General features: G+C 35.4%; 14 protein-coding genes and 2 other annotated features (1 of these 16 running past the window's edge). Of the genes, 8 read left to right on the top strand and 6 right to left on the bottom strand.

What is annotated here, in order from left to right; all coding sequences use genetic code 11:
- Positions 1-144, top strand: a binding site (T-box leader) (it extends 91 nt beyond the left edge of the window).
- Positions 145-297: 153 nt separating this feature from the next.
- From thrS to OEV98_RS11375, 6 genes are all read left to right on the top strand, one after another.
- Positions 298-2235, top strand: a complete 1938-nt coding sequence (thrS, locus tag OEV98_RS11400) for a threonine--tRNA ligase (protein ID WP_263073405.1) — start codon at positions 298-300, stop codon at positions 2233-2235.
- A gap of 267 nt (positions 2236-2502) precedes the next feature.
- Positions 2503-2641 (top strand) — a sequence feature (ribosomal protein L20 leader region).
- 83 nt (positions 2642-2724) lie between these two features.
- Positions 2725-3228 (top strand): translation initiation factor IF-3, encoded by a 504-nt coding sequence (infC, locus tag OEV98_RS11395; RefSeq protein ID WP_263073404.1) that lies wholly within the window; start codon positions 2725-2727, stop codon positions 3226-3228.
- A gap of 20 nt (positions 3229-3248) precedes the next feature.
- Positions 3249-3437, top strand: a complete 189-nt coding sequence (rpmI, locus tag OEV98_RS11390) for a 50S ribosomal protein L35 (protein ID WP_263073403.1) — start codon at positions 3249-3251, stop codon at positions 3435-3437.
- 39 nt (positions 3438-3476) lie between these two features.
- The gene (gene rplT / locus OEV98_RS11385; RefSeq protein WP_263073402.1) at positions 3477-3836 is read left to right on the top strand and encodes a 50S ribosomal protein L20; all 360 of its coding nucleotides are present in this window, start codon (positions 3477-3479) and stop codon (positions 3834-3836) included.
- 110 nt (positions 3837-3946) lie between these two features.
- Entirely contained in the window at positions 3947-4216 is a 270-nt protein-coding gene (locus OEV98_RS11380; protein WP_263073401.1) for a DUF1294 domain-containing protein, read from the top strand.
- Between the two features lie 202 nt (positions 4217-4418).
- Positions 4419-4991 (top strand): TVP38/TMEM64 family protein, encoded by a 573-nt coding sequence (locus OEV98_RS11375; protein WP_263073400.1) that lies wholly within the window; start codon positions 4419-4421, stop codon positions 4989-4991.
- A 113-nt stretch (positions 4992-5104) separates the two neighbouring features.
- On the opposite strand, the gene OEV98_RS11370 is transcribed toward OEV98_RS11375, so the two are convergent.
- Positions 5105-5512: a sigma-w pathway protein ysdB gene (locus OEV98_RS11370; RefSeq protein ID WP_263073399.1), complete on the bottom strand. Its 408-nt coding sequence runs from the start codon at positions 5510-5512 to the stop codon at positions 5105-5107.
- A 238-nt stretch (positions 5513-5750) separates the two neighbouring features.
- On the opposite strand from OEV98_RS11370, the gene dut reads away from it, so the two are divergent.
- Positions 5751-6185 carry a dUTP diphosphatase gene (gene dut, locus OEV98_RS11365; RefSeq protein ID WP_263073398.1) on the top strand — a complete coding sequence of 145 codons (435 nt, stop codon included), beginning with the start codon at positions 5751-5753 and terminating at the stop codon, positions 6183-6185.
- Positions 6186-6308: 123 nt separating this feature from the next.
- On the opposite strand, the gene OEV98_RS11360 is transcribed toward dut, so the two are convergent.
- The 3 genes from OEV98_RS11360 to OEV98_RS11350 are packed head-to-tail and all read right to left on the bottom strand — an operon-like array spanning position 6309 to position 10368.
- On the bottom strand, positions 6309-8189 hold the full coding sequence (locus OEV98_RS11360; protein ID WP_317633807.1) for an ABC transporter ATP-binding protein: 1881 nt from the start codon (positions 8187-8189) through the stop codon (positions 6309-6311).
- Complete coding sequence (locus OEV98_RS11355; protein ID WP_263073397.1) at positions 8186-9913, bottom strand: ABC transporter ATP-binding protein; 1728 nt, start codon at positions 9911-9913, stop codon at positions 8186-8188. Before OEV98_RS11355 ends, OEV98_RS11360 begins: the two co-directional genes overlap by 4 nt.
- Positions 9914-9930: 17 nt before the next feature.
- Entirely contained in the window at positions 9931-10368 is a 438-nt protein-coding gene (locus tag OEV98_RS11350; protein ID WP_263073396.1) for a MarR family winged helix-turn-helix transcriptional regulator, read from the bottom strand.
- A 193-nt stretch (positions 10369-10561) separates the two neighbouring features.
- Between OEV98_RS11350 and OEV98_RS11345 the strand changes: the two genes are divergently transcribed.
- Entirely contained in the window at positions 10562-11650 is a 1089-nt protein-coding gene (locus OEV98_RS11345; protein WP_263073394.1) for a M42 family metallopeptidase, read from the top strand.
- A gap of 19 nt (positions 11651-11669) precedes the next feature.
- Here the strand turns inward: OEV98_RS11345 and OEV98_RS11340 are convergent, their stop codons facing one another.
- The gene (locus OEV98_RS11340) at positions 11670-12818 is read right to left on the bottom strand and encodes a glycosyltransferase family 4 protein (RefSeq protein ID WP_263073392.1); all 1149 of its coding nucleotides are present in this window, start codon (positions 12816-12818) and stop codon (positions 11670-11672) included.
- Positions 12819-13302: 484 nt separating this feature from the next.
- A complete protein-coding gene (locus OEV98_RS11335) occupies positions 13303-14145 on the bottom strand; it encodes an MBL fold metallo-hydrolase (protein WP_263073391.1) in 843 nt (280 codons plus the stop codon).
- Between the last annotated feature and the right edge of the window lie 132 nt (positions 14146-14277).

Genomic DNA, 14277 nt, shown 5'->3' with positions numbered 1-14277 from the left:
ACCACCTTCAAACTTCAGCTGTGAAACCTTTTTAGTAATAGCTGACGGCAACAACCGTTATTGAAACTGAGTCGAATAGAGTTGAAATAGTATTTTATTCGAGAATCAGGGTGGAACCACGGGTAGCTAACACTCGTCCCTATTGACTAGGGACGAGTTTTTTTATTTTGTCTCTTTTCTAAAGGATTGTTTTTATTCCATAATATAGGTTTATTAAATGAGCTTAGAGTAACAACAATCTATAAGAAAACAACCTTTATAAAACAAATAAATCCAGAAAAAATAGGAGGAAGAAAAATGTCTGAAGTTATTAAAATTACATTCCCAGACGGTGCTGTAAAAGAATTTTCTAAAGGAACATCAATCGAAGATATTGCTGCTTCCATTAGCCCAGGTTTAAAGAAAAAAGCGTACGCAGGAAAACTCAATGGTAATCCAATTGACCTACGGACACCAATTCAAGAAGATGGAGAAATTCAAATTTTTACAGATAAAGATGAAGAAAGCCTTGAAATAATGCGCCACAGCTCTGCACATTTAATGGCTCAAGCAATTAAACGTCTTTATAAAAACGTAAAGCTTGGTGTTGGTCCAGTAATTGAAAATGGTTTTTATTATGATATTGATATGGAACAATCCATTACGCCTGAGGATCTACCAGTAATCGAAAAAGAAATGAAAAAAATCATTAATGAAAACCTAGAGATTACACGTAAAGAGGTTTCAAGAGACGAAGCCATTCGTATTTATAAGGAAATTGGGGATGAATATAAATTAGAGCTTATAGAAGCAATCCCTGAAAACGAAACGGTAACTATTTATGAGCAAGGGGAATTCTTTGACCTTTGTCGTGGCGTACATGTACCATCCACTGGTAAAATTAAGGAAATTAAACTATTAAGTATTGCTGGTGCTTACTGGCGAGGAAATAGCGATAATAAAATGCTTCAACGTATTTATGGTACTGCCTTCTTTAAAAAAGCAGATCTTGATGAATATTTACGCTTATTAGAAGAAGCAAAAGAACGGGATCACCGTAAGCTCGGGAAAGAATTAAGCTTGTTCACAAATAACCAATTAGTTGGACAAGGTCTTCCACTATGGCTACCAAAAGGTGCTACTATTCGCCGGACAATCGAGCGTTATATTGTTGATAAAGAAGTAAGTCTTGGCTATGATCATGTTTATACGCCAGTACTTGGTAGTGTTGATTTATATAAAACAAGCGGACACTGGGATCATTACCATGAAGATATGTTCCCTGTAATGGAAATGGATAATGAACAATTGGTACTTCGCCCAATGAACTGCCCACATCATATGATGGTTTATAAAAATGCGATTCATAGTTACCGAGAATTACCAATTCGTATTGCAGAATTAGGAACGATGCATCGCTATGAAATGAGTGGAGCATTATCAGGGCTGCAACGGGTTCGCGGAATGACACTAAATGATGCCCATGTTTTTGTTCGTCCAGATCAAATTAAAGATGAATTTAAGCGTGTGGTAGAGCTTATTATGGAAGTCTATAAAGATTTTAATATTACCGATTATTCCTTCCGTCTATCTTATCGTGATCCAGAGGATACGGAAAAATATTTTGATGATGATGAAATGTGGAATAAAGCACAAACGATGCTTAAAGAAGCAATGGATGATTTACAGTTAAATTACTATGAAGCGGAAGGAGAAGCAGCATTTTATGGTCCGAAATTGGATGTCCAAGTACGAACAGCACTTGGAAAAGATGAAACATTGTCAACCGTGCAGCTTGATTTCTTACTTCCAGAACGCTTTGACTTAACCTATGTTGGCGAAGATGGAAAACAACATCGTCCAGTTGTCATCCACCGTGGGGTTGTCTCAACAATGGAACGCTTTGTTGCTTATTTAATTGAAGAATATAAAGGAGCTTTCCCAACATGGTTAGCACCTGTGCAAGTACAAGTAATTCCAGTATCACCAGAGGTGCATTTCGATTATGCGAAATCTGTGAAAGAAAGCTTGAAGAAAGTAGGAATTCGTGTCGAGCTTGATGCCCGTGATGAGAAAATTGGCTATAAAATTAGAGAAGCACAAATGCTGAAAATTCCTTACATGCTTGTCGTAGGTGATAAAGAAGTAGCAGATAAAGCAGTAAATGTTCGAAAATATGGTGAACAAAAATCTGAAACGATTGATTTTGAAACGTTCTTAAATAATCTCTTAACGGAAGCGAAAATTATTAATTAATTCCATTGTTATGTGTGAACATCGTCCTTTTGCGAGGGACGATGTTTTCTGTTAAAAAACCAATTAAATATCGTGCAAAGCAAGGATAGCAGTATATGGCGATTCCTATTTTCAGCAGTCTGCAAAAACTTTCCTAATCGATGAAAAAAGATGGTTGTATTTTTGTATATTTTTTGATATATTAATACATGTTGATTTTATTATTGAACAAGAATTGACATCATGTCTTCATTGTGCTATATTAAGAAGAGTGAATTGAATACAGTTTGAGAAAAGAAGAGGCACCCGCTTCTCACCTGAAAGACGCTAATAGCTGTTAACAGGTTTTAGAATCTCATCATGAAATTATGTATTGTATACATGAAAATGAGCTGTGCGGGTGAATGACCTGCACTTTTTTATTGCCTAAAAATCGACAGTAAAATATCTTTTCGTCCAAACGATGTATTCAAGAATATACCTTGGAGGTGTCTTAATATTAGCAAAGATATGTTTGTAAACGAGGGCATTCGCGCTCGGGAAGTTCGTATAATTGATGCTAACGGCGAACAATTGGGCATTAAAACAAAGCAAGAAGCTTTGGAAATTGCTGCCCGTAGAAACTTGGATCTTGTGCTTGTTGCTCCAAATGCAAAACCACCAGTAGCCAGAGTAATGGACTACGGGAAATATCGTTTTGAACAACAAAAGAAAGATAAAGAAGCACGTAAAAATCAAAAAGTGATTAACGTGAAAGAAGTTCGATTTAGCCCAACAATTGATGAGCATGATTTCAATACTAAATTGCGTAATGCTCGTAAATTTTTAGAAAAAGGCGATAAAGTAAAAGCATCCATTCGTTTTAAAGGTCGTGCAATCACACATAAAGAAATCGGTCAAAAAGTACTTGATCGCTTATCTGCTGAATGTGAAGATTTAGCTACGGTTGAATCAAAACCGAAAATGGATGGTCGCAGTATGTTCTTAGTATTAGCACCAAAAATTGAAAAGTAGATTTTTAAGGAGGAATACCTATGCCTAAAATGAAAACTCACCGTGGCTCTGCAAAACGTTTCAAGAAAACAGGAACTGGCAAATTGAAACGTTCTCATGCATATAGAAGTCATATGTTCGCTAACAAATCTCAAAAACAAAAACGTAAACTTCGTAAAGGTGCAGTTGTATCTTCTGGGGATTACAAACGCATCCAACACATGATCTAATATTTATAAACTTTTGAAGGAATTTTAGGAGGGACTATAATGGCACGTGTAAAAGGTGGTACTGTTACGCGCAAACGTCGTAAAAAAGTACTTAAATTAGCAAAAGGTTATTTCGGTTCGAAACACCGTTTATATAAAGTAGCAAACCAACAAGTAATGAAATCATTAATGTATGCATATCGTGACCGTCGTAAACGGAAGAGTGAATTCCGTAAACTTTGGATCACTCGTATCAATGCAGCAGCTCGTATGAACGGACTTTCTTACAGCCGCTTAATGCATGGTTTGAAACTTGCAGGTATCGAAGTAAACCGTAAAATGCTTGCTGAATTAGCAATCACTGATGCAGCTGCATTTGCTGAATTAGCGAATACTGCTAAAGCTCAATTAAACAAATAATTTTTCTTTCATAATAAGTCATCCTCTAGACGAGGGTGGCTTTTTTGTTTACTCTGGACTTAAGTTCCTTTCTTCCGATTGAGAAAGGGTAAGGATAAGGAGATACAAATATGAAAATAATTAGCATTACTTTACTATTCATAAATTTGATTGGCTTTCTTTTAATGGGGATTGATAAAAAGAGAGCGAGAAAACATCAATGGCGGATCAAAGAAAGTACGCTATGGCTTTTCGCATTTATTGGTGGAGGTGTCGGAACGACTATAGGTATGTATTTGTTTCATCATAAAACAAAGCATACGAGCTTCAAGCTAGGATTCCCATTCCTTGCCATCATTCAAGTAGTGATTGTTTACTACCTATATAATCATTTTCGTTAGTCCTTTTATAAGCGAAAAGATGAATACAGCGATTATGTTCTTCTGGTAAAATCATTATTCCAAAAAAATCATTAGATTCCTCGAATAAAATAGAAACAAATTGTATAGGTATTAATAGAATCATATTTTTATGGCTTTATTCCTCTTATTCATGTTTCATTGCAACAAGTATTACAGCTGTAGACCAGAGGAGGATAGATAAATGGATGATAAGGCTTCTTTTGTCATATCGTTTTTGGAAGTGAGCGGGATATTTGCGCCGATTGCATTTATTGCATTTCATACGTTTAGACAATTTCTCTTTGTTCCAGTAGTGGTAGTCTGTTTAGCCGGGGGATTATTATTTGGCACCGTTTTTGGTTCTATATTTTCTTTAGTAGGACTCACGTTTTCTAGTCTTATGTTTTATTTTATTTTAAAAATGTTCCCTCGGGTTCATAAAAAACTGTTTGAAATTAAGAGGAAGTGGTTTGGACCATATTCGAATTTTACATCTGGGCAAGTAGCTGTATTAAAATTAATACCATTTATGCATTATCAATTACTATGTTTTTGTTTAATGGAACGTCAAAAAAGCTTTAGTGAATATGCGTTTGCATCCTTTATGACTAATATTCCGGTTGTCATCTTTTATACAGTATTCGGTCAGTTCTTTAAACAGTTTTCTCCATCCATGGCGATTATTGTATTAATTGCTTTGTCGGTTTTAATTGTAGTGTTGCGGGAAAAAGTAGTGGTCATCAAATGGAAGGACTTTTTTAAAGCGACTATTTAAATGGAAAAATGAGATGATCAAACTAGTTGACAGGGAGCTTTCATATTTTAAAGGGAAATGACAAAAGCCATCAAGAAGAAGTTCTCTTGATGGCTTTTATCGATAGTTTGCGCCTACCAGGAATGATCTGGTAGGTTTGCTTTGTTGTTTAAAAATTCCTTGATAGGGCTCTTCCAATCAATTTTAGCCTTTGGATAATGGACTAACACTTGCTGTTCAATAGCTTTGAAATCATTTTTTGTTAATCCTTTTAATGATGAAACGGTTCGAGGGAAAATAAAAATCGAAACTACTTCAAATGAATCGCGTGTTGTTCCAAGATATTTTTCTCCTTCAAATAATACTCCTTTATAAGTTAAGACAAAATTTTTTCGTACATTGTTTACATCATCTAAAAAATAAAACCGTTTTTGTTCGTGTGCGAGCTCCAATTTTCGTTTTGGATGAAGTAAATATCGAATGCCACTATAAATGAAAAGCACAATTAACACAAGTAGAACAAAACGTAATATAATTGCCATTTTGAAACCCTCCACGCGGAAATCCTCTTAGTATATCGTACCCGAAGGAAAAATTGTCCAAACCTGATTTAGTAGCTAACTTACTAAAAATAACTTGTATTATTACCGATTATACGTATGATTAAGGAAAAAGGTTTCACGATTTATTCATTTTGTTATAATTTTTTTATAAAGAATGAAATAAATAGGATACAAAAAAATGTAGTACGCTAAAAATGAATGAAGAAGAGGGATATTGATGGATTATAAATTGAAGGTTAAATTGATACATCATGATGCAAAATTACCATATCGAGCTAACGAAGGGGATGCTGGTTTGGACTTATTTTCTATAGAAGAGAAAATAATTAAGCCAGGTGAAGCAGAATTAATTAGGACTGGAATTCAAATGGAATTACCTAGAGGTACAGAGGCACAGGTTAGACCGAGAAGTGGTTTGGCACTCAAGCATTCAATTACCGTCTTAAATAGTCCTGGAACGATAGATGAGGGATATCGAGGAGAAATTAAAGTGATATTAATAAACCATGGTAAGGAAGACTTTAAGGTAGAGAGGCATATGAGAATAGCACAAATGGTTATCGCACCAGTTTTACAAGTGAAATTGAAGCAAGTAGAGGTGTTATCCGATACCGTACGAGATAAAGGTGGATTTGGATCGTCAGGGAAATAATATTGTAAAAAAATAATTGCGTTTGTTAGCAGTGGACAACCTGTAGAGTAAAAGGACAAAAAAACCTCAAGAAAAGGCGATAACCTTTATCTTGAGGTTTTACTAATAGTAAATAGTAACTGCTTAGCTGCTTCCATTTTGCTTACTTCCTGAAAATTGACTTTGATAAAGATCTGTATAAAATCCATTGGCAGCAAGTAATTCATCATGTGTACCTTTCTCAATGACATTTCCGTGGTTCATCACGAGTATTAGATCCGCATTACGAATTGTTGAAAGTCGATGGGCGATGACAAAGCTTGTTCGATTCTTCATTAATTCATTCATTGCTTGTTGAATTGCTACCTCTGTCCGAGTATCTACACTACTTGTTGCTTCATCCAAAATGAGAATGGTTGGATCTGCTAAAATCGCCCGGGCAATTGTCAGAAGCTGCTTTTGACCTTGTGAGATATTGGATGCTTCCTCATTAATTACCGTTTCATAACCATCTGGTAACGTGCGAATAAAATGATCAGCATATGCTGCTTTGGCTGCTTGGATAATCTCGAATTCCGAAGCATTCGTTTTTCCGTAACCAATATTCTCTTTAATCGTACCATTAAATAACCAAGTATCCTGTAAAACCATTCCAAATAAGCTTCGTAAATGACTGTACTTCATGTCTCGAATATTTACGCCATCAATCGTAATGGATCCATTGGATATTTCATAGAAGCGCATTAATAGATTCATTAACGTTGTTTTTCCAGCTCCAGTTGGGCCGACAATAGCAACCATTTGTCCTTGTTTAATGTCAATATTCATATCCTCAATAAGTGGTTCATCCTGCTTGTAGCGAAATGCGACATGCTCAAATCGTACATTTCCTTTTGGATTACTTAATTGTTGTGGGTTTTCTTTTTCTGGAATTTCTTCTTCTTCATCTAAAACCTCAAATACTCGTTCAGCAGAAGCAATTGTCGACTGGATAATATTGGCGATATTGGCAGCCTGTGTAATCGGTTGGGAAAATTGTCTTGCATATTGAATAAATGCTTGAATATCACCAACCTCTATCGCACGCTTCGTTACAAATACTCCACCAAAGATTGCAACTAGAACATATCCAATATTATTAACAAATCCCATTAAAGGCATTATAATTCCGGATATGAATTGTGCCTTCCAGCCAGCATTGTATAATGTTTCATTTATTGCTTCAAATTCACCAATCGCTTTTTTCTCTTGACCGAATGCTTTGACGATTTGATGGCCAGTGAACATTTCTTCTACATGTCCATTTAGTTTTCCAAGGGCTACTTGTTGTCCTTTAAAATAGCCTTGCGATTTTTTTGCAATTAGTGCTGTAATGACAAAGCTTAACGGTAATGTAAGCAAAACAATAAGTGTCATTAGCGGACTAATCGTTAGCATCATCACGATTACACCAATTATGGTGACAATGGAGGTTATTAATTGGGTAAGACTTTGCTGTAATGTATTACTAATATTATCGACATCATTGATTACCCGACTTAATACTTCTCCGTGTGTATGGGAATCAAAATATTTTAATGGCAAACGGGAAAACTTCTCATCCACTTCTTTCCGTAGCTGGTACACCGTTCGTTGTGCCACACTAGCCATTACGTATTGCTGAATGTAACTAAAGAATGAACTTAAAATATATAGCCCAGCTAATAGAAGTAAAATTTGCCCAATATACGAATAATCAATAGAAGCACCTGGTATGCCTTGGAACTTAGCCATCATTCCTTCAAAAATTTTCGTAGTAGCATTTCCGAGTAGTTTTGGACTTAAAATCGTGAAAATGGTACTTAAAATAGCTGCTAACAAAACGATTAGTAAACGATAACGACTTGGCATTAAATAGTGGCTGAGTCGTTTTAATGTTCTTTTAAAATTTTTTGGCTTTTGCCCCTTCATCATCGCCATTCCGTGGGGACCACCGCCTCTTGCGTGGGGATGATTGGATTTGTTTTGTTTTTCATTTCCACTCATGCTAACTCCTCCTCTGAAAGCTGGGAGTACACAATTTCATGATAAACAGAACTTGATTGTAAAAGTTCTTGGTGCGTGCCAATTCCAGCAATTTTTCCCTCATCTAATACAATAATTTGATCTGCATCCATTACCGTACTCACTCTTTGCGCAATCATTAAAACGGTGGCATTATTTATTTCGTTTTTTAATGCAGCACGTAATTTTGCATCTGTTTTGAAATCGAGTGCAGAGAAGCTATCATCAAAAATATAGATTTCCGGCTTTTTAATAAGGGCACGAGCAATGGATAATCTTTGTTTTTGACCACCTGAAACATTAGTACCACCTTGGGAAATTTGTGTTTGTAAACCATCCTTCATCTCCCGAATAAAGCTGCTAGCCTGTGCAATTTCTAATGCCCTTTCTACTTCCGTATCGCTTGCGTCTTGTTTTCCGTATTTTATATTTTCGGTAATTGTTCCAGTGAACAACACTGCCTTTTGTGGAACAAAGCCGATTTTTTCCCGCAAATAATCTAAATTCCATTTCCGTACATCGATTCCATCGACAAGTACAGTTCCTTCTGTTACATCATAAAATCTTGGAATTAGATTTACTAATGTTGATTTACCAGCACCAGTACCACCGATAATAGCAGTTACTTCACCAGGATTGGCTCGGAAAGAGATGTTGGCGATTGCTGGAATTTCTGCCCCGGGATAATGGAAGGTTACATTTTGAAATTCAATTGATCCCTTGATGCTGCTTGTACTTTTTGGGTTATTAGAATTTTTGATTGATGATGTCGTATCTAAAATTTCATTAATCCGTGTAGCGGAAACTTGTGCACGTGGAAATAGGACAAACATCATCGAAGCCATCATAAAGGCGAACATAATTTGCATGGCATATTGAATAAATGCCATTAAATCACCTACTTGCATGTCTCCATTGCTAATACGAATACTACCAAACCAGACAATCGCAATAGTGGAGAAGTTAATGATTAACATCATGAGCGGCATCATGAACGCCATAATTTTATTTACTTTAATTGCAGTACTTGTTAAATCTAAATTGGCATCATTGAAGCGGTTTTCCTCGTATTTTACACGATTAAAGGAACGAATGACACGAACACCAATTAATTTTTCACGTAAAACGCGATTTAAGTTATCTAATTTCTTTTGAATAACTTTAAATAATGGGATACCTTTTCGTGCAATTAAAAAAATAGTAAGTGCTAGAATAGGCACTGAAATTAGAAAGACAAGTGATAGTTTGGCATCTGTTGTTAGTGCCATGAAAATACCACCAATTGCCATAATAGGTGCCATGACCATCACCCGTAAGGTTAATATAAGTACCTGTTGTACTTGGTTAATATCGTTTGTCGTTCTTGTAATTAATGAAGCAGTACCAAGCTTATCAAATTCATCCTGTGAAAAGCTTACGACATGTTTAAATACTTTATCACGTAGTCCCCGGCCAAATCCGGTAGCAATCTTTGCCGAAAAAAAACTAGCAAAGATGGAACAAATCATCCCGCCTGCTGCAACGAGCAGCATTACTCCACCAATGGACCATATATAGTCAATATCTCCATTAACAACTCCATGGTCAATAATATTGGACATTAAACGTGGTAAATAAACCTCGGATATTGTTTGTAACAAGGTGAGTACTAAACTAATCGCAATTGCGATTCGAAATGGTTTTAAAAACGGTAAGATTTTCTTCATAATGTCACCTCATTTTTTTATTGGTCTAATGGTTCATCTTTTGGAAGATTCACCATTTTTTCAATGAGTTTCGTTAAAATGATTACTTCCTGTTTCGATAATTTAGAGATGTATGCATGGAAAATTTTATGTCTGTTTTCCAGTACAGTAGTTAGCTCTTTTTTTCCTAATGGTGTTAACTCCACCAAAATGGATCTTCGATCGCTTGGATCGTTAATTCGCTTTACAAAGCCTGGTTTTTCTAATCGATCAATCATTACGGTAATCGCACTAGGCTTTACATCTAATAACTCCGCTAATTTCGTCAACCGTATTTTTCCTGCTTTGTTAATTGCGTATAAAAGGAAAAGCTGTGACTTTGTAATCGTGGAACCACCTAGTTTCTCGATGTCCGAATCAATATTTCTTTTTAATGTCTCAATGGCGATTTGTAATCGTTCGATTGGTTGATCCAAAAGCGAGCCTCCTTTTTTATTTAATCAAATTAATATTTAAACTGTTTAAATATTAATTCGTGTCATAGGAAAAGTCAAGATAATAATAGAGGTATCATTACTTTCTTTAAATAGCTTAAGAAAATTCATATTTGTCCATTAAATTATCATCTAGTATAATAAGAATATTCTTGTAAGAAATGGAGGAATGGAATTGGGATCATTAGATGAAACATTAACAATGCTTAAAGATTTAACAGATGCACGAGGAATCCCAGGGAATGAAAAAGAACCACGAGAAGTATTTAAGAAGTACATAGCACCTTTTTCGGATGAACTATCACAGGATGGGATTGGTAGTTTAATTGCAAAAAAAGTAGGTCAAGAAGACGGACCTTCTGTAATGATAACTGGGCACTTAGATGAAGTTGGTTTTATGGTGACGAATATTGATGAAAAAGGCTTTATTCGTTTTCAAACAGTTGGTGGCTGGTGGAATCAAGTGATGCTTTCCCAACGGGTGACCATTGTAACATCTACAGGAGAATCAATTACAGGTATAATCGGTTCCAAACCACCACATATTTTACCGGCTGAAGCTCGGAAAAAACCGTTTGACATTAAGGATATGTTTGTAGACATTGGCGCAACTAGTAAAGAGGAAGCAACTTCTTGGGGCGTTCGTCCAGGAGATATGATAGTTCCTTATTTCGAATTTACAGTAATGAAAAATGAAAAGCATTTATTGGCGAAAGCATGGGATAACCGAATCGGTTTAGCAATTGCAATCGATGTGTTAAAAAATTTGAAAAAGGAAAAACACCCAAATGTCGTTTACGGCGTTGGTGCTGTCCAAGAGGAAGTAGGACTGCGTGGAGCGAAAACAGCAGCTTTCAAAGTGGAGCCAGACATTGGTTTTGCAGTGGATGTTGGTATTGCGGGGGATACTCCAGGGATTTCTGAAAAAGAAGCTTTATCTAAGTTAGGTAATGGTCCACAAATAATTGTTTATGATGCATCAATGATTTCTCATAAAGGTTTACGAGATTTCGTTACGAATGTAGCTGATGAATTACAAATTCCTTATCAATTTGAGTCGATTCCTGGTGGCGGAACGGATGCTGGGTCTATCCATTTAACAAAAGCAGGAATTCCATCATTAGCAATTACGATTCCAACTAGATATATCCATTCCAATGCAGGAATTCTTCATCGTGATGATTATGAAAATGCAGTGAAATTAATTACCGAAGTTGTGAAACGTTTAGATAAAGAAACAGTGAATAATATTAAATTTGATTAAAAGAAAATTGGGCTCCTTATTAGGAAGCCCAATTTTTTAATTGTTCTATCTGATCAAGTGCTTCTTGATAATCGAGTAATAATTGGTCGAAAATGGCATCCCAGCTTTGTGATAGTGCAAATTCCCGTGCGTTTAAACTCCATTGATTACGTAATGAATGATTTTCTATTAATAAAATAATGGCATCAATAAATTGCTGCACAGCTTTTGGCTCACAAAGTGTCCCGGTAATGCTTTGCTTAATTAAATTTTTTACTCCACCTGAATTTGCTCCAATGACAGGAGTTCCCGAAGCTAATGATTCGATAACGACATTCCCAAATGTTTCGGTTGGAGAAGGGAAGACAAAGATATCTGATCCAGAATACACTTGTGCTAATTCCGCACCATTTAAAAAACCAGTGAAGGTCATATTGGCAGGTGCATTTTTCATCATTTCTTCCTTTGATGGACCATCACCAACGATTAACCAATGAACCTGTGATTTGATTTTATCCGGTAATTGGCTGGAAATTTTCATTAACGTATCAATATCTTTTTCTGGAGCTAGTCTGCCGACAAAGGATAAAATAAATTTTTCTTTAATAGAATATTTCTTTCTTAATTGTTCTGGATCATAATTTGGATGGAATAATTCGCAATCTACCCCGCCGGGCCATATTTGTAAATTCATAAATCCTTTTTTCTTTAATTGAGCAATTGTATCATTGGAAGGAACAAATATTTTCCGGAAGGATTTATGAAACCATTTCATATATTTCCATACGAATGGCTTTAAAAATTGTAAATTATAGTATTCTAAGTATTTATCAAAATTTGTATGATAGGATCCGACAAGCGGAATATTATGTTTCTTCGCATAACGCAATCCACAGTATCCGATGTTAAACGGTGTAACAATATGGATGATATCAGGTTTAAATCGTTGTAGCTCAGCCTTTACTTTAAACATATTTGGCAGTGCTAATCGACATTCAGGATATAAATAAAATGGTAAACTAGCAAAACGACGAATTTGACTGTCAAAATTATTTTCTTTTTTATTATCTGGTGCAAAAACGATATATTCAATTCCTTTAGAATCTAAGTATTGAGTATAATGTTTTAGTGTTACGGCTACCCCATTGACATCTGGTGCAAAAGTGTCCGTAAATATTGCAATTTTCATCTAATCCCCCCACGTAAAAAAATATACTCGTTTACAGCTTCCCTGATTTTTATTGCTCAACATTGCATATAATAAGTATTTTAAAGTTTATTGGTTTCGAAGTTTCCTATATTATTTGATCCTTAATTTTGTCATATTTAATATCTTTATAATCATTATAAAGGAAAATTATTTAAATAATTATAATTAATTTTAAAATGTGTATAAAATATGTATTTTTTTTAATTTACAATTGATGAATTTCATAAAGGGTGTTTTCGTAAAGAGTGTAATAGCCTGTAAACTGTGTCCCTCCGTGTATTTTCCTCTTAAGCACAATAAGCTTTAGAAAAAAGTAGAAAAAAGCAAAAAAGCACTCTATTGTATTAAACAGTATGAGTGCATAAAAGGCAATATTATAAGTGGACGTTTGTAGGTTTACAGCATAGACATAGTCTGGCTGCGCACGATGAGAGAATTTCTTCACTAACAAACAATTTGTATTTTAAATGTATTTCCCATGATCTGGGATTTCTGATTGGTCGAAATTTTTTACTAAGGTTTTTAAACCTTTGTGAAGTTCTTCCCCTGTTAGTGGCAAACCGTGACCGGTGATGGCTGCGTTTGGGTCTAGTTTGGCTAGTTTTATTACGGATTGTTTTGCAGCTTTCCAATCGGTTGTTAAATATCTCGGTGGGCCGTGGATTTCCTGTTTTTGTACGAGTACATTGTATAAGGAATCTTGTTTAACCGTTACAAATGCATCGCCAACTATTAAGGTACGATCATTTTTACGAAATAAGGAAATATGCCCATCAGAATGACCGGGAGTATGTATCCAATTCCAGTCAGGCAAATGGGGCAATGTTCCGTCGCTTGGTAGTGCCTGAATATGATTTTTTAAATCAATCCCTTCATTTGGAAATAGTGGGGATACTTTTGCTATTATTCCACCTTCTACCGTTCCATCTGGTTCGGGATAATTTTTTTGTCCTGTTAAGTAGGGTAGCTCGAGCTTGTGGGCATATATTGGAATATTCCATTCTTGAATTAAATGTTCCAATGCACCAATATGGTCAAAATGGCCATGAGTTAAAATGATTGCTTCTGGTTTTGCATCGCGACCAAACTGCTCATGAATGAAGGAAATAATTGTTTTACTAGAACCTGGCATACCCGCATCCACCATTACAAAGCCAGTGTTTGTTTCGATAAAGGCAATATTGACGATTTGAACGGCATAGCAAAAAACACCGTCTGCCACTTCTTGGAATAAACCACTAGTAAGAGATGTCATTGGGATAAATTTTCGACTCATTGTATGGTTTTCATGTTCTTGCTGGTTCATGTCCATAGCTTCACCACGTTTCTGTATGCTTTAATAAACAGTCTATTTTCTAAAGGAATAATGTTACGTAACTTGATAAGAACTAGCCATAAATTGATCAAAGGCAGTGAAAAAGTAAAAGGGGGCAATTCT

This window comes from Perspicuibacillus lycopersici (assembly GCF_025660475.1).
Taxonomy (GTDB): domain Bacteria; phylum Bacillota; class Bacilli; order Bacillales; family Caldibacillaceae; genus Perspicuibacillus; species Perspicuibacillus lycopersici.
Note: the sequence above shows the minus strand (reverse complement) of the source record. Positions and strands in the feature narration are given on the sequence as shown.